The following is a 20009-nucleotide window of genomic DNA, read 5'->3' as shown; positions in this document are numbered from 1 at the left end:
AAAAAACAGCAAATAAATTTAAGTCTGCGAAGATACCGACATTATATATTTTTTTGGAGTAGTTCCATATTTCTTTTTAAAGGCCGAAATAAAATGGCTTGAAGTACTATAGCCCACTTTTAAACCAACCTCGTTAACATTTAGGTCTCCAGTTTCTAATAATTTTCTAGAAACTTCCATTTTATAATCGAATAAAAAGCTAAATACAGAATCGCCATAAATTTCTTTAAAGCCTTCTTTCAGCTTTCTTAAACTTAGTTGAATTTCATCTGCCAATTCTTGTAAAGTTGGAGGCTCTGCCATTCTTGAAATTATAATGTCTTTGGCTTTCCTTATTTTAATAACATTGGTTTCATCCACTAAGAAAGGACATTGTTCAATATTAGCTTCTTCGCTTCTATTAAAATACAAGCTCAATAACTCATAAGCCTTTCCTTTAAAGTATAGATTTTTAATAGACGAGTTTAAATTATAATTTATTAACTGATTAAGCACAATGGCCATGGATGGTGAAATTTTTCCGTCTTTATAATATTTTTTATCGATGTTATCTTCGCTCAAAAAAGTTATATAATCTGCCTCCTGAGAAAACAAACTGTGAAATTTCTTAATAGAAATTAATACAGAAACCAACCAAGAATTTGGACTCACCACTAAATGAATAGGCAAGTCGCGCTGTGGGTTATAAAGTAATAACGAATTTTCATCCTGAATGTCAAGAGCATATCTTCCTTTATTAAAAACAAATTGACTAGATCCTTTTACGCAGTAATGAAACTGTATAAAATTACTATCTATCTCACGATCAAGCGCTTCAAATACTCCACTTTCGTTACGATAAGTTAGAACAAAAAAATCTTTCTCAATTTCCAACTCATCAAAAGAACCTTGAGCGATATTTTTTTCAGTACTAAAACTTGGTCTCATTCTTTTTTATTTAGATTGATTCTAAACTAAACAGTCTAAAAGCATTGATATAAGGGCAAAAGTATGATAATTATCATATAATATTAAAAAATATAGTTAAAAAGCGACTAACGACACTTAAAGTTCTTTGAGCGTTACTTTTTATCTAAACATAGATATACATTTGTTCCTCAATTCCCAAGTTAGGTATGGAATATATGAACACATCAAAAACAACTTACTTTTATGCCATTGGTTTAAGTTATAAAAAAGCCGATGCCGAAGTTAGAGGACATTTTAGTTTAGACGAGCATGCTAAAAATAATTTATTACAACAAGCTAAAGAGGCTGGCATTGAAAGTTTAATTGTAACTTCTACATGCAACAGAACAGAAATATATGGTTTTGCTGAACACCCTTATCAGCTTATAAAATTACTCTGTGAAAACACCAAAGGCACAGTTGAAGAGTTTCAAAATGTAGCTTATATCTTTAAAGGTAAGGAGGCTGTTTCTCATATGTTTAAAGTTGGTTCTGGTTTAGACAGTCAGATTCTTGGAGATTTCGAAATTATTAGCCAACTACGAACAAGTGCCAGAAAGTCTAAAAAAGAATCCTTATTAAATGCCTTTCTAGAGCGTTTAATTAATGCTGTTATACAAGCTAGTAAGCGTATTAAAACTGAAACAAATATTTCTTCTGGAGCAACTTCTGTTTCTTTCGCTTCGGTTCAATATATAATGAAAAATATACCAGAAATTACCCATAAAAACATCTTACTTTTTGGTACTGGAAAAATTGGTAGAAACACCTGTGAAAATCTTGTAAAACATACTAAAAATGAACATATTACCTTAATTAACAGGACTAAAAACAAAGCTGAAGAAGTTGCTGGAAAATTTAATTTAATCGTAAAAGATTATTCAAATCTACAAGAAGAAATAAATCAATCAGATGTTTTAATTGTGGCTACCGGAGCACAGAATCCAACGGTAGACAAACATCTTATTCAATCTAAAAATCCGTTATTAATTTTAGATTTATCTATTCCAAAAAATGTCAATAATAACGTAACCGAATTAGAACATGTAACGCTAATCCATTTAGACGATTTATCTCAAATTACTGACGAAACCTTAGAAAAACGCAAGGCACAAATTCCTTTAGCAAAGCAAATTATAGTTGAGGTTGAAACAGAATTCAATAGCTGGTTAGAAACCAGAAAATTTGCACCAACCATTAAAGCTTTAAAATTAAAACTAAACGATTTTAAAATTGCTGAATTAGATACGCAACGCAAAAAATTATCTGGTTTTAATGAAGAACAAGCAGAGATTATTAGTAATAATATCATTCAAAAAATTACAAATCATTTTGCTCATCACTTAAGAGATGAAGCAATTCCTACAGATGAAAGCCTAGAACTCATAAAAAAGGTTTTTCAATTAGAAGCCACTACAAACCATGTCTAAAATAATTAGAATTGGAACTCGCGATAGTCAATTAGCACTATGGCAAGCCAAAACAGTACAACAACAATTAGAACAATTAGGTCATAAAACAATACTCATTCCAGTAAAATCTACTGGCGATTTAGTTTTGGACAGACCCCTTTATGAGCTTGGTATCACCGGTGTTTTTACCAAGACTTTAGATATTGCCATGTTAAATGGAGATATCGATATTGCCGTTCACTCCTTTAAAGATGTTCCTACTATTTTACCAATTGGTATAGTTCAGGCGGCTGTTATAAAACGTGGCAACATAAAAGACACCTTAGTTTTTAAAAATAATGAAGAGTTTTTATCCTCTAAAGATGCCGTTGTAGCTACAGGAAGTTTGCGTCGTCGTGCACAATGGTTAAATAGATACCCTACTCATACCGTAGTTGGTTTAAGAGGAAATGTTAATTTAAGACTTAAAAAACTTCAGGATAATTCCGAATGGAATGGAGCAATTTTTGCTGCCGCAGGTTTAGGAAGATTAAATATCAAACCAGAAAACATTATCAATTTAGATTGGATGATTCCTGCTCCTGCACAAGGCGCTATTATGGTAACAGCCTTGGAAGAAGATGAAGAAGTTAGAGCTATTTGCGCTGAATTAAATCATGAAGAAACCGAGATTTGCACAACTATAGAACGTAAATTCTTAAACCTTTTAGAAGGAGGATGTTCAGCTCCTATTGGAGCTATAGCATATATTAAGAATGAAGAAGTTATTTTTAAGGGGGTTTTATTAAGTCCTGATGGAACTAAGAAAATTGAAGTAACAAGAACTGAAAAACTTGGAGAACACAAAGATATAGCTCAATACTGTTCTAACTATGTTATAGAGCGTGGTGGAAAAACTTTGATGGATGGTATTAAGAATCAGAACAAAAAAACCAATATTTATTCAACAAAGTCTTTAACCGAAGGACAAATGAAGCTTTTAAACGATGATCTTGTTGCAACCAGTAACGATGCTATTAAAATAAGTTTAAATAGAATTCCAGCTGCCATTTTAAAAGCTCCAATGAAAAATGTAATTATTACAAGTCAAAACACCGTTGAAGCTATTTTAACAAATTGCCCTGCAGAGGATTTAAAATTTGAAAACATCTACTGTGTTGGTCGCCGCACCAAACGTATGGTGGAAAAGCGTATTGGGAAAGTTGTTCACTCTGAAAATTACGGAAAAGACTTAGCCAATTACTTAGCTGAATTCATGGAAGGAACCGAAGTTAATTATTTTTGTAGTGATTTAAGATTAGATTATATACCACATATTTTAACCGAAAATAATATAAAAATCAACGAAATTCAAGCTTACCAAACAAAATACGATGCTATTGAGGTTGGCCAAGATATTGAAGGTGTTATGTTTTACAGTCCTTCAACTGTTCAAAGCTTTATTAAGAAAAACCATGCAAATGGAATAGCTTTCTGCATAGGCGACTCTACAGCTTTAGAAGCAAAAAAACATTTTAAAGACGTTCGAGTTGCTAAAATTCCGACTGTTGAAAGTGTTATTGAATTAGTAAACGAACATTATAACTAAGGTTATTACAAGAATTAAAGTACAACTAAAAATATTCCCGAATATTCAGGGATGACAGAAAATATGAGCATAAAAAACGATTTATTTTTAAGAGCATTAAAAGGTGAAACCGTAGACCGTCCTCCAGTTTGGATGATGCGTCAAGCTGGACGGTATTTACCTGAATTCATGGAAATCAAAGAAAAATACGATTTCTTTACACGTTGTAGAACTCCAGATTTAGCTAGTGAAATTACCGTACAACCTATTCGTAGATACGGAATGGATGCTGCAATTTTATTTAGCGATATTCTGGTAATTCCACAGGCCATGAATATTGAGGTGCAAATGAAACCTAATTTCGGACCTTATTTACCAAATCCTATTCGTACTCAAAAAGATGTGGACAACGTAATTGTACCAGACGTTACCGTAGAGTTAGATTATGTATACCAAGCTATAAAACAGACCAAAGAAAAACTAAATAACGAAGTGCCGTTAATTGGTTTCGCTGGTTCTCCATGGACTATTCTATGCTATTGCGTACAAGGTCAAGGAAGTAAGAATTTTGATAAAGCAAAGGAATTTTGTTTTACAAACCCTATTGCTGCTCACCAACTACTTCAAAAAATTACAGATACTACCATTGCCTATTTAAAAGAAAAGGTAAAGGCTGGCGTGAATGCTGTTCAGGTTTTTGATTCTTGGGGAGGCATGTTGTCTCCTGTAGATTACCAAGAATTTTCTTGGCAATATATCCAACAAATTATCGATGCATTAAAAGATGAAACTCCAGTAATAGCCTTTGGAAAAGGTTGCTGGTTTGCTTTAGAAGAAATGTCAAAATCTGGTGCTTCAGCCCTCGGAATTGATTGGACATGCTCAGCTCAAAATGCACGGTATTTAACTGGTGGAAATATTACATTGCAAGGAAACTTCGATCCTACAAGATTGTTTTCTCCACCTGCAGAAATCAAAAAAATGGTACATCAAATGATCAACGATTTCGGAAAAGATAAATATATTGTAAATTTAGGGCACGGAATTCTACCAAATATTCCGCTAGATAATGCCAAAGCATTTATTGATGCCGTTAAAGAATACCGAGAATAAAAAATGACTTTTTCCACAGAAACATTTAAACTTGAAGCGCTTAAACCTGAAGACGCCTCAAGTTTAAGTGCTCTGATGATTTCTAATGGAAAAAGTTTTCAAAAATATTTACCTAAAACCTTAGAGCAAAATCTTTCGGAAGCTGCTTCTAAAATATATATCTCCAATAAAAATAAAGCCTCTAAAAATAAAACAGAGTACACTTTTGCTATTAAAGATATTGAAACTAATGCTGTGGCAGGTTTAATTACTCTAAAAAGCATTGATTATCAATTAAAACAAGGTGAATTTGCTTATTGTATTGGCAAAAAATATTCGGGGAAAGGTTGGATTACACAAAGTATAAAAGCAGTCTCTAACTTTGCTTTAGAAGAGTTAAGATTAAGAAATCTGCACATACTTATTCACAAAACAAATTTAAGCAGCATTCAGGTAGCTGAACGTTGCGGGTTTATCTGGTCTAGAACTTTGGAAAAAGAATTTGTTTTAGAAAAATCAAGTGTAGATATGGAGCTATATGAGCTTCACTATTAAAAAACAAAAAAATGAAAGATAAATTTTACCAATACATACAAGGGCTACAAGATAGTATTACATCGAAACTAGAAGCTGTAGACGGTAAAGCCAAATTTCAAGAAGACCTTTGGAAACGTTCTGAAGGTGGTGGCGGAAAAACCCGGGTTATAGAAAATGGGCATGTGTTCGAAAAAGGTGGCGTAAATATTTCTGCTGTCCATGGCGAACTTCCAGAAACCATGCGTAAGCATTTTGGCGTAAAAGACGCCAATTTTTTTGCCTGTGGATTAAGCTTGGTCCTACACCCAAAAAGCCCAATGGTTCCAACAGTTCATGCCAATTGGCGTTATTTTGAAATGTACGATCCAGAAGGAAATATTGTAGATAGTTGGTTTGGCGGTGGACAAGATTTAACACCTTATTATTTGTTTGATGAAGATGCCACACATTTTCATAGAGTGTGTAAAACAGCCTGCGACAACCATCATCCAGAATTTTATCCAACCTACAAAAACAGATGTGATGAATACTTTTATAATTCGCATAGAAACGAAGGTCGAGGTATTGGAGGTTTATTTTTCGATTACTGCAAAGCTACAGACAACATGAGTATGAAAAACTGGTACGACTTTGTAACTGAAGTAGGGGATAGTTTTTTAGAAGCTTATGTACCTATAGTCGAAAAAAGAAAAGATTTACCTTATACAGACACACAGCGTACCTGGCAAGAAATTCGTCGTGGACGCTATGTAGAATTTAATCTAGTGCATGATAAAGGTACGCTTTTCGGTCTCAAAACTAACGGAAGAATAGAGAGTATTTTAATGAGTTTACCACCTCATGTACAATGGGTTTACAATCATCATCCAGAGCCTGGAAGCGAAGAAGAAAAATTAATAAAAGTACTCGAAAATCCTAAAGAATGGATTGTTTCTTAAAATTCAAAATCAATAAAAAATGAAAACAAAATTCTCTATTTTATTATTTTTAATATCCTGTATTTCCTTTTCTCAAATTAAAGAAAAGAAATTAGATGATCTCATTCAAAACACTTTAGAAACCTTTGATGTTCCTGGTATTTCAGTAGGAATTATTAAAGATGGCGAAACAATATATTCAAAAGGCTTTGGTGTAAGATCTTTGACTACAAATCAAGAAATGACTGATGAAACCTTAGTCGGAATTGCATCGAATTCAAAAGGATTTACTGCAACTGCTTTAGCCATTTTGGCCGATGAAGGTAAATTAAGTTTTAATGACAAAGTTTCTAAACATATTCCTGAGTTTAAAATGCATGATGCTTATGCTTCGCAGGAAGTAACCATCAAAGATTTAATTACACACCGTGCTGGTCTTGGTTTAGGTCAAGGCGATTTGATGTTTTTCCCCGAAGGAGGAAGTCTTACGGTTAACGACATTATCCATAATGTAAGATATTTAAAACCTGAGAATTCTTTTAGAAGCACTTTAGATTATAACAATATAATGTTCATTGTTGCTGGCGAAGTTATTCATAGAGTTTCTGGGCTTTCTTGGGCAGAATTTATAGAACAAAAGATTTTAAAACCTGTTGGAATGACTTCAAGCTATGGAAGTTATAATAACGCTAAAAAGGCAAATGTTTCAAATATTATTGATGCTCACGCCCCTGTTGATGGCAAAGTAGTAGCTATTCCTCACGATTGGAATGAAACTGCAAATGCGGCTGGTGGAATTATTAGTAATATTAAAGATATGAACACCTGGGCAGTGTTTTTAATGAATGGTTTTACAACAAAAGAAGGTGTAAAACTTGTTACAGACAAGCAAATTTATCAATTATGGAATCTTCAAATAGCAAGCCCTGTATCTTTAAAAAACTCATACGATTCTAATTTTCGTGGTTATGGATTAGGTTGGTTTTTAACCGATGTGAAAGGACATAAACAAGTATATCATACGGGTGGATTAATAGGAACAGTTACACAATTTACATTAATTCCTGATATGAATTTAGGAATTGTTGTACTTACCAATCAGCAAAGTGGTGCTGCATTTAGTACCATTACTAATACTATAAAAGACGCATATTTAGATGTTGAAGATAGAGATTGGCTAAAAAAATACAACGAATTAATGACCAAGAGAAATGCTGAATTTGAAAAAGAAAAACAAGAAGTTTTTGCAAAATCGGAGGCTTTTAAGAAAGATAAAAAATGTCAGATAAAAAACGAGCAAATTATAGGAACATACACAGATAATTGGTTTGGAGATGTAGAGATTTTAAACGACGGAAATACGTTACGAATTTCCTGCAAAACTTCTCCAAGATTAAAAGGCGAATTAATTCCTTATTCCTCTAATGTTATGATTGCAAAATGGGATGATAGAAGTTATGATGCCGATGTGTTTGTAAATTTTCAATTCGATGAGAATGGAAATGCTCAAGGCATGAAATTAAAACCAATTTCTGATATTACCGATTTTAGTTTCGATTTTGAAGATTTAGATTTGAAGAAAAAAGAATAATCACATTGCAAAACCAATAGACCGAGATTAACATGCTATGCTATTGCGGAAATAATAAAACCTATCAAGAATGCTGCAAAATGTTTCATTTAAACGATGGAAAAACGGAAACAGCAGAACAACTTATGCGTTCTAGATATAGTGCTTTTGTTTTGGCCAATGGTGATTATTTAATGCAAACCCATCATAAATCTACAAGACCAATAGCAGAAAAAGAAGCCATTGTAAAATGGGCTAAATCTGTAAAATGGATAAAACTTGAGGTGCTTAAAACCACTAAAGGTTTGAAAAATGATGAAGAAGGCACAGTTATATTTAATGCTTATTTTAATGAAAACGGTACCAATAACAATATTCATGAAAAATCTGCTTTTATAAAAGAAAATAACACATGGTATTACTTAGGTTATGCCAAAAATTAGAAATTATGTATCCAATAAAAAGAAACCGAAGACTAAGATCTAACGAAGCTATTAGAAGCTTAGTCCGAGAAACTATTATTTCTCCAACAGATTTTTTAGTACCACTTTTTGTGGTTGAAGGCAAAGGAGTGAAAGAAGAAATTGCTTCCATGCCAAATTATTATCGTTACAGTTTAGATTTACTTGAAAAAGAAGTCAAAGAACTCTGGAATCTAGGATTAAGGTCGGTATTGCTTTTTGTAAAAGTTCCCGACAACTTAAAAGACAATGCTGGAAAAGAAGCTATAAATCCAAAAGGATTAATGCAACGTGCCATTAAAACTGTTAAAAATGCCTGTCCGGATATGTTAGTAATGACAGATGTGGCCATGGATCCATATTCTATGTACGGACATGATGGTATTGTGGAAAACGGAATGATTTTAAACGACGAAAGTGTCGATATACTCACCGAAATGAGCTTGTCTCACGCCAATGCTGGAGCAGATTTTGTAGCACCAAGCGATATGATGGACGGTCGTATATTAAGTATTCGTGAGGCTTTTGAAGACGAAGGGTTTTTAAACACGGGAATTATGAGTTATTCGGCTAAATATGCTTCGGCATTTTATGGTCCTTTTCGCGATGCTTTAGATTCTGCTCCGGTAGATTTAAAAAACATTCCAAAAGATAAGAAAACGTACCAAATGGATTATGCCAACCGTTTTGAAGCCATCAGAGAAACAGAAATGGATATTGACGAAGGTGCAGATATCGTCATGATAAAACCAGGACTTTGCTACCTAGATATTGTTCGAGACATTAAAGAAGAAGTAGATGTTCCAGTAGCAGTTTATCAGGTTTCTGGCGAATATGCCATGCTTAAAGCTGCTGCAGAAAAAGGCTGGTTAAACCATGATGCCGTAATGATGGAACAAATTACAGCTATGAAGCGTGCTGGAGCAGACATAATTGCTTCTTATTTTGCTAAGGATGTAGTAAAACTAATTAATAAGTAACATTTAGTATTCATATATAAAAAAATAATATTTATATTTCACTTTTGAATTTAAAAAGACCTACTATTTCAGACCTAAACTACCTTTCCAACCAATGAATATTTCACTTAAACTTTGTTTTTTAGCTATTTTATCTTGCCTAACATTTAATCAAGTTCAAGCTCAATTAGAAGCTCATTTAATAGATGGAGACGGATGGGCAAAAGGGAATTACATTGAGATAGGAATAAATGAGAAAGGAGTTTTTGGAGCAAAAACTATCAATAAGCCTCCAAATTTTCATAACAATAGAGAGTCGGATGGCGTTGGTAGGTTTGGGTTTATTGCCAATCCACTTGGAGACGGATGGGTCGATTACGATGGAGATTTTTTTACACCTGGGTCTCCTGAAGAAGGATTTACCATTGAAATAGATGGTGCTAATTATAGTAATAATAATGTAGATGACACATTTCAAATCCCGGGAGAAATTACCAATGTAAATCTTATTTCTTCAGATTGTTTCGAAGATTCGTCCCAAATTACTTGGGAAGGAAACATAAACGGCTTAAACATAAAACGTTATTATAGTGTCACTCAAGATGGTCTATTTATTCAAATGAAAACCATTATAAAAAACTTATCTGATACTCCAAAAACCAATGTGTTTTTTATGCATAATGTCGATCCAGACAACAATGTAACTCTAAGTGGGAGCTATGAAACCGACATGAACTTATTTTCTCAAGCCAGTTCTGTAACAGATAATGTTTGTCTTATTACAGCATCTCAAGACCCTCTTGGAACTCCACAGGATATGGATGGATCTCATGTAAGTTTTTATTCACAAAACGAAAATATGAGAGTGACATATGGTGGATTCAATAATCGTTTCGCCAGTGCTATTTGGAATGCAAGCTCTGCCTACGTTGGCATAGAAGGCAGTTCAAGAGATAACGTAGATGAAGCCATTTCTTTAGCTGTAAAACTTAATAATATCGATGTTAACCAAACCGTTGCTTTCACTTATTATTATATTTTAGAAGAGATTGATGATTCTTTCATTCCTCTTATTGTAAATATTTTTCAAGAAAACCCAACCGTTTGTGACGGAACCGATGGTAGAATTGTGTTTTCAGGTTTAGAGCCTGGAGAATCTTACACAATCAACTATGAAGATGACGGAGTTTTTGTTCCAGATGAAACATTTATTGCCGACGAAGATGGGGCTATAGCAATAGAAAATTTAGACGCTGGAACCTATGATAATATTAACATAACTTATGCTGCTTGTAACACGAGTATCGATACTGTTTTTGAATTATCAGATCCAGAGTTCCCAGACTACACTATTGAAAAAGAAGATGTAACAGATTGTGCCAACGTTAATGGAAAAATTATATTACATGGGCTAACTCCATATACAAATTACATATATGAATATACTTATAACGGGGAATTAATTGGTCCTAACAATATTGAGGCTGATGCCAATGGAGATATTATTCTAGCAAATCTGGATAGAGGAACTTATGCCAATTTTATAATAGAACAGTATGGTTGCATCACTTCTAGTAATGAAACCATTGAAATATATGGCCCGCCATTACCAACATCTTATGATATCCCTGAACAATTTTATTGTGATGAAGATTACGATTATATAACAAATATAGATCTTTCTGGAGCAGATGCATTTATAATTGGACCAGATAATCCTGCAGACTTTAATATCACTTATCATGAGACGGAGTTAGATGTTATGAACAACGTTGCCGTTTCAAAAACAAATTATACCACATCAGGCTTACCTAGTTATACCTTGTATGCCAAAAAAACAACTTTAAGCAACAATTGCTATTCGTATATGCCTTTTACTATCACTATTCAGCTTCCTGCTGTATTTGAGATAAACGATGATTATTTATGTGTAAATAGTGATGACACCCCAAATACATTTTATTCACTACCAATATTATCAACTGGTTTATCTGATACTTTACATACTTTCGAGTGGTACTTTGAGGGTGCTTTAATTCCTGGAGAAACATTCTATAAACTGACTGCAAATAATTATGGTAATTATTCGGTAAATGTTACTATAAATGCTACAGGTTGTTCCATTGAAAAACAAGCTACTATTTTACCTTCTGGTCCACCTCAAACCTTAGATGTAAATATTGTTACTGAACCATTCTCAGACAACCATGTGGTAGAAATTATAGCTGTAGGACATGGAGATTATTTATATGCTATGGATGAGGGGCAATATCAAGAAAACCATGTGTTTTATAATGTTCCTAGTGGATATCATGAGTTTCATATAGGAGATGCCAATGGCTGTGGAACTGTAACAGTTGGAAAAACTCTAATTGGTTATATGAAGTATTTTACACCAAATAATGATGGTTATAACGATTTTTGGCAGATAATTGGTGTTGAAAAACTTAAAGAACCTAGAATTTATATCTTCGACAGACAAGGAAAACTTTTAAAAGATCTGGATCCACACAGTAGTGGTTGGAATGGGACTTTAAATGGAGAGGTTTTACCTAGTTCGGATTATTGGTTTAAAGTTATTTTTAAAGATGATGATAATAATGATCGTGAATTTGTATCACATTTCAGTTTAAAACGATAAGAATAAGCAAACATAATCGATACATATTAGCTTCTTCTTAGAATAGAAATTATTTAGGAATAGAAACTACAAATTTGGCACCTTTACCCTGCCCATCACTAAAAGGCTGAATGGTACCTCTATGTTTTTCAACAATTTTTTTGGTTAAATAAAGTCCTAATCCTGTAGTTGGTTCTCCGCTAGTCCCTAAATGACCTGGTACAAATTTACTAAAAAGTGTTTCTTTGGTTTGTTCGTTAAAACCCATTCCATGGTCTTTTATTATAATTTGGACTGAGTTTTTATCTGAAACTCCAGATATATGTATTTCATCATTTTTCTCAGAAAACTTAATGGCATTATTTAATAGGTTTTCAAACACTTGTTTCATACCAATGGCATGTCCATACATCATTAAATCATCTGGAACCGTATTAATAACAGTCAACTGTTTCTCATCAATACGATTCTTATAGTCAGCAATAATCTCATTAATTATTTCTGAAACTGATAAGTTTTCAAAATTTTTAAAACCAACCTCTATATGGTTTGCTTTTAGAGTCTTAAGCATTTCTTCAAGAAATTTAAGTTGCTTGGTTGAAATTTCATTCAATAAATTCAAATTTTCTTCTCGTTGTTGCGCATCATCTCCATCTTCTTTTAAAAAATTAATTACTTCAAGGGACTGTAAAATTGGTGTTCGTAAATCATGAGAAATCAATTCAATAATGTCTTGTTTCTCTTTGTCCACTTCATCTAAACACTCAATTGTGTATTGAATATTCTTTAACATGTCTCCCACCTCATCGGTGTAATTAATAGGTAAGTTTGGAAGAGTATTATTTTCTACATAATCTTTCAATGCCACTTCACCTTTTATTATAGGCGCTAAAAGAGCATTTAAAACTCTTAAAGTTAATGCTGTAGCTAATAATGTTAATCCTAAAGTAATTAAAATAAATGTTGTAGTTGAAATAGAGGTTGCAAATAATGCATAAAATATAATACCTAGTAAAGGGATGTGAATCCCTAAGAAGGCAACAAAAAGAAATTTATAAGAGTATTTTTTAAGAATTGAAATTTGAGAAAGAGTATGGTAGGTTTTCATGTTTATAAATTTGAGATCTGTAATATGTTTTATGCAATATGATGTTTATTTTCATCACTTTATATCAAAATGAAATATTTCTATAAAATGACATCAATCTAATCTGTTTAATTAAAAGGCAATTGCTTTTCATTCAATCAAATCCTATTTTGAGTGAAAGGTAAATCTAACATGGCAAAAGACACTAAAATACTAAGTATAGATTATCTCTAATAAATTTAATTTTAACTCTTTTGGAATTATCAGATTTACAACACATTATAAAAACTAAAGTTTCCTAAAATTCCTATCTTACCATATAGTCTAACTCTTTTAATATTCTTAAATTAGCAGGAAACAAAACAAACATTAATGAGTACACTCCTTCTTTGGGCCACAGTTTCTATATTTTTCTCGTTTTTATGCTCCATTTTGGAGGCTGTTTTACTAAGCGTTACTCCTACTTTTATTAGTGTAAAAAAACAAGAAAAGAAAGATTATGCTTTTAAGCTAGAAGCTCTTAAAGCTGATGTTGATCAGCCTCTAATTGCTATTCTTACCCTAAATACCATTGCTCACACGCTAGGTGCTATGATGGTTGGAATTGAAGCTGAAAAACTACCTTATAAACTAGAACTCTTCGGAATAAATACGGTTGGAATTGTATCGGCCATCATGACTTTGTTAATTTTAATAGTTTCAGAAATTATCCCAAAAACCATTGGTGCTTCTTATTGGAAATCCTTGGTAGGATTTACAGCAACCTCTCTTAATATTTTAATTTTTCCTTTAAAATACACAGGGATTTTATGGCTTTTAAGACTCACTACCAAGCTTATTGGAGGTAAAGGACATGGAAGTGTTTTAAGTCGTGAAGATTTTCATGCCATGACAGATATTGCCGAAGAAGAAGGGGTTTTTCATGAATCGGAAAGTAAAGTTATAAAAAACATGCTAACCTTCAAAGAGGTCTTGGCAAAAGATGTTATGACGCCCAGAACGGTTATGACAATTGAAGATGAAGACCAAACAATTCAAGCTTTTTTTAAAAATAATGCGAATATAAAATTCTCTAGAATTCCTGTTTTTACTAATAATCCAGACAATATTACAGGCTTGGTTTTAAAGGACGAAGTATTTAAAGAAATGGCCTTTGGTAATGGTAGTAAATTACTTTCAGACATTAAAAGAAATATCATTATAGTTAATAGAAGTATGCCTATTCCTCGATTGTTTGAGCAATTAATTGAAAGCAAAAATCACATGGCTTTAGTGGTAGACGAATACGGTTCGGTAAGTGGATTGGTAACCATGGAAGACGTTATTGAAACTCTTTTGGGGTTAGAGATTATGGACGAAAGTGATGATGTTCCAGATTTACAACAATTAGCTAGACGCAGTTGGGAAGCCAGAGCACAGCGTCTTGGTTTAATAGACGATATTAACCCTGACGAATAATGAAAGATTGCATTATAAAAACACCTCTAGGCTTTACTAAGATTGCTGGAGACGAAAATGGCATTTCATCTATTATTGTATTGAATTCCGAAGAACCAATTACTGATATTATTCCCTTAGAATTAGAGGATTGCGTGCAGCAACTCACAGAGTATTTTGAAGGTTCTCGTACAGATTTTGATTTAGAATTACATCCAGAAGGTACAGATTTTCAAAAGAGAGTCTGGGACGCCTTATTAAAAATCCCCTTTGGAAAAACACTGTCTTATCTCGAACTTTCCAAACAACTTGGCGATGTTAAAGCTATAAGAGCTGTTGCCAATGCTAATGGTAAAAATCCCTTATGGATAGTAGTTCCTTGTCACAGAGTTATTGGTAGCGATGGCAGCTTAACCGGTTATGCTGGAGGTTTACACAGAAAAAAATGGCTGCTAGATCACGAAAGTCCGTATAAACAACAATCCCTTTTTTAATTTAAATTTTCATGTTTTTTCAAAATTTAAAATTCAACAAAAACATATATCTTTAGTCCTTAAAACCTTCTTAAATGAAATACCTCAAATTTTTAGTTTCCCTGCTGCTTCTTATTGGCATTTTTTTCATTTTAAACACTAAGTTCGGGGCAATTCCTGCTCTAGGTGAATTTTTAAATCCAGCTAAAGGAATCTGGCAAAATGAACAAACCGAATCTATTACTGGAAATGTAGAGATTCCTAACCTTTCGGAGAAGGTAACTGTGCACTACGATGAAAACCTTGTGCCTCATATTTTTGCACAAAACGACACAGATTTATACCGAGCACAAGGTTATATTACAGCCAAACATAGACTTTGGCAAATGGATTTCCAAACCTTTGCAGCTGCCGGAAGATTATCTGAAATTATTGGTGAAAAAGCTTTGGATTACGATAGAGCCCAACGCAGAAAAGGCATAGGTTTTGGTGCCGAAAACGCCATAAAGAAAATGGAAGCTGAAGATCCAGAGATTATAGAGCTTCTAGAAGCTTACAGCGATGGAGTTAATAGTTATATTCAATCTTTAAACCCAAAAGACTATCCTGTAGAATACAAATTGTTAGGCTATCAGCCGGAATTATGGGCTTTAGATAAAACAGCCTATTTACTTATGTATATGACAGATATGTTGTGTAGTAGAGAGCACGATTTAGAATATACCAATGCCTTGAGGTTATTAGGTGAAGAGCGATTTGATTTGCTATACCCAGATTTTTTTGATGTAAACGATCCAATTATTTCTAAAGAAACAGATTGGAGCTATATAGAAACCGCTATTACTGAAACTCCACTTAGCGAATTACCCTTAGATTCTATTGCGGAAACCATGGAAAAACCTCACGCTAATAATGGGAGCAATAATTGGGCGGTATCTGGTAAAAAATCTTATTCTGGTAATCCCATTCTTGCCAACGATCCACACTTAGGCCTTAATTTACCGTCAATATGGTTTGTTATGCAATTGGCTACGCCAAAACATAACTCCTACGGTGCAACCCTTCCTGGAGCCATGGGCGTGGTTTCAGGTTTTAATACAGATATTGCATGGGCAGAAACCAATGCCACAAGAGATGTCAAGGATTGGTATAAAATTGAATTTAAGGATAAGAGTAGAACTCAGTATAAATATAATGGTGCTTGGAAAGATGCTACCTTAAGGGTTGAAGAAATAAAAATTAACGGAAAAGAAACCTTTATAGACTCGGTAATTTATACCCATCATGGGCCTGTAAGTTACGATCATACTTTTAAAGGCAACGGACAAGAAGTAGGTTATGCTATGAAATGGATTGGGCATATTGGTGGTAACAATCAAAGAACTTTAATCGATTTAAACTCATCAAAAAATTACGACGATTACTTAGCAGCTCTTCAACATTGGGTGGCTCCAGCTCAAAACTTTGCCTTTGCATCAACTTCAGGAGATATTGCCTTATGGATTCAAGGGTTATTTCCAAATAAGTGGCAAGGACAAGGAAAGTTTTTAATGGATGGCAGCAATCCAGATCACGACTGGCAAAGCTTTATTCCTAAAGAGAATAACGCCTTTTCAAAAAATCCAGAACGTGGTTTTGTAAGTTCGGCAAATCAACACCCTGTAGATAAATCTTATCCGTTTTATGTGTTTAACGATGGTTATGAAACTTATAGAAACCGTGTGATTAACGATTTCTTCCGTTCAAAAGAAACCTTTAACATTCAAGATTTTAAAGACCTTCAAAACAACAATTATAACTTAAGAGCATCTGAATTATTGCCATACATGTTAGAACACTTAGATACTTCTAGCTTGAGTAACGAAGAACAAGAAGTTTTAAAACTTATTACAACCTGGGATTATAATAGCGATATCGATAAAATTGCTCCGAGTATTTGGGATTTATGGTGGAAGAAATTATACCCATTAACCTGGGATGAATTTGATGATGAAAACATAGCTTATATGAAACCGTTTATGTACCAAACCATATATTTACTTAAAAACTATCCAGAAGACGAACTTATGGATATTGTAGCAACACCTGAAAAAGAAACAGCTAAAGACCTGTTTTTAATTACTTTTAAAGAAACAGTTAAAGAGCTTAATGAATGGAAGGAAATTCATGGCAATTATAACTGGCAAGCTTATAAAGCAACTTATGTTGGACATTTATTACAGGGGTTACCTGCTTTTTCCAGATTCGATTTACCAATTGGAGGAGACAGACATACCGTAAATGCAGCCGATACCAATCATGGTCCTTCTTGGAGAATGATTGTAGAAATGACATCGCCACCAACCGCTTTAGGAATATATCCAGGAGGTCAATCTGGAAATCCAGGCAGTAAATATTACGATAATTTTATTGATCGTTGGGCTGTTGGAGAATATTTTGAAGCTCTCTTTATTCAAGATCAAAACAACACAGAAGGCGTAATTTCCACCCAAACTTTAACTCCGTAATCATGACAAAAAATATCATTAATTTTATAGTAACAATAATCTTAGCCATTATTCTTTCACAGTTTTTACCTTGGTGGTCGGTTATGGTAGCAGCCTTTGCCACAGGTCTGTTTTTTAGTTTGAAACGTGCTTCGGTATTTGTCGTACCTTTTTTAGCTATTACTCTTTTCTGGGTGGCCTATTCCTTTTGGTTAAGCAGTACTAACGATTTTATTCTAGCTAAAAAGATGGCCGTATTATTACCTTTAAATGGAAATGCTTATCTTTTAATTTTAGTTACGGGAATTATTGGAGGTCTTGCTGCTGGAGTTGCTGGAATATTTGGAAAACAATGCGTAACTTTATTATCTAAGTCTTAAAAATTGTTTAGATGATTAATAAATTAAATCTCGAGAATATTCTTTTTCTGGACATTGAAACTGTTCCAGAAAATCAGCATTTCTCAGATTTAGATAAAACCAAACAAGACCTTTGGGAACAAAAAACCCAATATCAAAGAAAAGACGAATTTACTGCCGAAGAATTCTACGATAGAGCAGGCATTTGGGCCGAATTTGGTAAAATAGTCTGCATATCGGTAGGCTATTTTAAATATCAAGGAGGTATTAGAACCTTTCGGGTAACTTCTTTTTACGGAGAAGAAACCGATATTTTAAAAGATTTTAAAAATCTACTTGCCTCATATTTCAGTCAGACCAAACACTTATTATGCGCCCATAATGGAAAGGAATTCGATTTTCCGTACATCGCCAGACGGATGATTATTCATGACATAGAATTACCTTATAAGCTGAATCTCTTTGGTAAAAAACCTTGGGAAGTACCACATCTGGACACTTTAGAATTATGGAAATTTGGCGATTATAAGCATTATACTTCTTTAAAATTATTGACTAATATTTTAGGAATTCCTTCGCCTAAAGATGATATTGATGGTAGTGAAGTCTATCGGGTTTATTACGAAGAAAAGGAAATAGACCGGATTATTACCTATTGCGAAAAAGACACGATTGCTGTGGCTCAAATCTTCCTGAGACTCCGTGGTGATGAACTACTTCATACTAATGAGATTGTGAATATTTAATACCTCTTTCACCTGATCCAAACATACAAAACCAAAAAAAAAAATCCAGAGCTTTCACTCTGGACTTCTTCATTTAATAATTAATTATGATTATTGTTTAATAAATTTCTTAGTCATAATCTCTTCACCATCATTCACTTCTATAAAGTACATGCCAGATTTTAAACTGCTCACGTTTATTTCTTTAATGGAGTTTCCTTTTAACACTTCTTGACCAATCATATTGATAATTCTGAAAGATCCTGAAATATTTCCAGGTAATTTTACATTCAGAATAGCACCTTTTACAGGATTTGGATATAGTAAGAAGTCATCTTCAGAAGTAAAACCATCATTGGTATCTAATGTTCTAATAGCTTGAAGAGAGTTTCCTTTTCCTCTAGAACCAGAACCGACTCCTCTAATAGTTACCTGATCTATATAAATATAATCACTGTTATTGCTTGCATCACATTGGAATCTAAACTGAGAGTTGCTAGCAAAATTATATTGCGAGGCATCTAAAGTTACGGTTGCCGTATAAAAGGTGTTATTATCAAAGTTAGTTCCTCTGGCATAACTTGCTACTGTAGTCCAACTAGAACCATTATAATAACGCAACCAGAAATCTTCGTTGTTTTCCATACTGTATGCGTAGAAATAGAATTCCACTTCCACTTGACCATAAGCGGTTAAATTAAATGAAGGTGAGGTCATTGCTGAAGCTGTACCAGAATTATCTCTTAACCTAATAGAGTAGTTGCCTTCGTAAGAGCGTGATCCTGAGTAACGGTAGCAATCGCTTCCCCCATCAGACCATCCATCCCAACCAGATTCGAAGTAACCCTCGTGAAGCACTTCTGTACCACCTGTTGAACATGGAGCACAAGATGAACCTCCACAATCAACTCCGGTTTCATCACCATTTTGAATACCATCTGTACATGTTGGAGCTGGTGCACCACCTAAACAGAAATCAGTGGCTTCTGAACTTCCAAAAGAACTCCCAGAAACTAATGTTCCAGTAGAACCTGTAACAGAGTAATTTCCATTACCGTAAGAGCAGCAGATGCCATCGCCATAAGTGTCCGTGATTGTGAATGTATAACATCCGTCTGGTAAACATAAGGTTTCAGAGATAGTAGATCCTCCAGCTGCAGACCCATAAGTTCCACCAGAAGCTACGGTTGTACCTGAACTATTTTTAAGTGACCATGCTGTCTCAGCAGGATAATTATCAAATTTAATAGATACAATAACTTCATTATCTGTACAAGAAGTTTCACAAGGTGCACAATCTGGTCCACCACAATCTACACCTGTTTCATTACCGTTTTGAACGCCATCTGAACAAGTTGG

At 33.7% G+C, this 20009-nt stretch carries 17 protein-coding genes; 14 read left to right on the top strand and 3 right to left on the bottom strand.

Annotation, left to right across the window (positions count from 1 at the left end):
* Window positions 1-18: 18 nt before the first annotated feature.
* Window positions 19-927: a helix-turn-helix transcriptional regulator gene (locus tag OS191_RS11260; protein WP_267155810.1), complete on the bottom strand. Its 909-nt coding sequence runs from the start codon at window positions 925-927 to the stop codon at window positions 19-21.
* Window positions 928-1115: 188 nt separating this feature from the next.
* Here OS191_RS11260 and hemA point away from each other — a divergent pair, with 188 nt between their 5' ends.
* The 9 genes from hemA to OS191_RS11215 all read left to right on the top strand — a co-directional run bounded on the left by hemA (window position 1116) and on the right by OS191_RS11215 (window position 12104).
* On the top strand, window positions 1116-2378 hold the full coding sequence (hemA, locus tag OS191_RS11255) for a glutamyl-tRNA reductase (RefSeq protein WP_267155809.1): 1263 nt from the start codon (window positions 1116-1118) through the stop codon (window positions 2376-2378).
* Complete coding sequence (hemC, locus tag OS191_RS11250) at window positions 2371-3948, top strand: hydroxymethylbilane synthase (protein ID WP_267155808.1); 1578 nt, start codon at window positions 2371-2373, stop codon at window positions 3946-3948. Before hemA ends, hemC begins: the two co-directional genes overlap by 8 nt.
* Window positions 3949-4011: 63 nt before the next feature.
* Window positions 4012-5040 (top strand): uroporphyrinogen decarboxylase, encoded by a 1029-nt coding sequence (gene hemE, locus OS191_RS11245; RefSeq protein WP_267155807.1) that lies wholly within the window; start codon window positions 4012-4014, stop codon window positions 5038-5040.
* A 3-nt stretch (window positions 5041-5043) separates the two neighbouring features.
* Window positions 5044-5574 carry a GNAT family N-acetyltransferase gene (locus tag OS191_RS11240; protein ID WP_267155806.1) on the top strand — a complete coding sequence of 177 codons (531 nt, stop codon included), beginning with the start codon at window positions 5044-5046 and terminating at the stop codon, window positions 5572-5574.
* Between the two features lie 11 nt (window positions 5575-5585).
* Window positions 5586-6494 (top strand): oxygen-dependent coproporphyrinogen oxidase, encoded by a 909-nt coding sequence (hemF, locus tag OS191_RS11235; protein ID WP_267155805.1) that lies wholly within the window; start codon window positions 5586-5588, stop codon window positions 6492-6494.
* A 19-nt stretch (window positions 6495-6513) separates the two neighbouring features.
* Window positions 6514-8064, top strand: coding sequence for a serine hydrolase (locus OS191_RS11230; protein ID WP_267155804.1), 1551 nt, complete (start codon window positions 6514-6516; stop codon window positions 8062-8064).
* A gap of 80 nt (window positions 8065-8144) precedes the next feature.
* A complete protein-coding gene (locus tag OS191_RS11225; protein ID WP_267155803.1) occupies window positions 8145-8486 on the top strand; it encodes a YchJ family protein in 342 nt (113 codons plus the stop codon).
* 5 nt (window positions 8487-8491) lie between these two features.
* The gene (gene hemB / locus OS191_RS11220; RefSeq protein WP_267155802.1) at window positions 8492-9484 is read left to right on the top strand and encodes a porphobilinogen synthase; all 993 of its coding nucleotides are present in this window, start codon (window positions 8492-8494) and stop codon (window positions 9482-9484) included.
* A 94-nt stretch (window positions 9485-9578) separates the two neighbouring features.
* The gene (locus OS191_RS11215) at window positions 9579-12104 is read left to right on the top strand and encodes a T9SS type B sorting domain-containing protein (protein ID WP_267155801.1); all 2526 of its coding nucleotides are present in this window, start codon (window positions 9579-9581) and stop codon (window positions 12102-12104) included.
* Window positions 12105-12153: 49 nt separating this feature from the next.
* On the opposite strand, the gene OS191_RS11210 is transcribed toward OS191_RS11215, so the two are convergent.
* Complete coding sequence (locus OS191_RS11210; RefSeq protein WP_267155800.1) at window positions 12154-13191, bottom strand: sensor histidine kinase; 1038 nt, start codon at window positions 13189-13191, stop codon at window positions 12154-12156.
* A gap of 351 nt (window positions 13192-13542) precedes the next feature.
* Between OS191_RS11210 and OS191_RS11205 the strand changes: the two genes are divergently transcribed.
* From OS191_RS11205 to OS191_RS11185, 5 genes are all read left to right on the top strand, one after another.
* Window positions 13543-14628, top strand: a complete 1086-nt coding sequence (locus tag OS191_RS11205; protein WP_267155799.1) for a CNNM domain-containing protein — start codon at window positions 13543-13545, stop codon at window positions 14626-14628.
* Entirely contained in the window at window positions 14628-15101 is a 474-nt protein-coding gene (locus OS191_RS11200) for a methylated-DNA--[protein]-cysteine S-methyltransferase (protein ID WP_267155798.1), read from the top strand. The genes OS191_RS11205 and OS191_RS11200 overlap by 1 nt, the downstream gene beginning before the upstream one ends.
* Window positions 15102-15175: 74 nt before the next feature.
* A complete protein-coding gene (locus OS191_RS11195) occupies window positions 15176-17587 on the top strand; it encodes a penicillin acylase family protein (protein ID WP_267155797.1) in 2412 nt (803 codons plus the stop codon).
* Between the two features lie 2 nt (window positions 17588-17589).
* A complete protein-coding gene (locus tag OS191_RS11190) occupies window positions 17590-17946 on the top strand; it encodes a hypothetical protein (protein WP_267155796.1) in 357 nt (118 codons plus the stop codon).
* Window positions 17947-17957: 11 nt separating this feature from the next.
* Window positions 17958-18671 carry a 3'-5' exonuclease gene (locus OS191_RS11185; protein ID WP_267155795.1) on the top strand — a complete coding sequence of 238 codons (714 nt, stop codon included), beginning with the start codon at window positions 17958-17960 and terminating at the stop codon, window positions 18669-18671.
* 90 nt (window positions 18672-18761) lie between these two features.
* On the opposite strand, the gene OS191_RS11180 is transcribed toward OS191_RS11185, so the two are convergent.
* Complete coding sequence (locus OS191_RS11180) at window positions 18762-19721, bottom strand: T9SS type A sorting domain-containing protein (RefSeq protein ID WP_267156235.1); 960 nt, start codon at window positions 19719-19721, stop codon at window positions 18762-18764.
* Window positions 19722-20009 lie beyond the last annotated feature (288 nt).

The sequence above is a fragment of the Xanthomarina sp. F2636L genome (assembly GCF_026410195.1).
Taxonomy (GTDB): Bacteria; Bacteroidota; Bacteroidia; order Flavobacteriales; family Flavobacteriaceae; genus Xanthomarina.
This window is presented reverse-complemented; position numbering and strand designations above follow the sequence as displayed.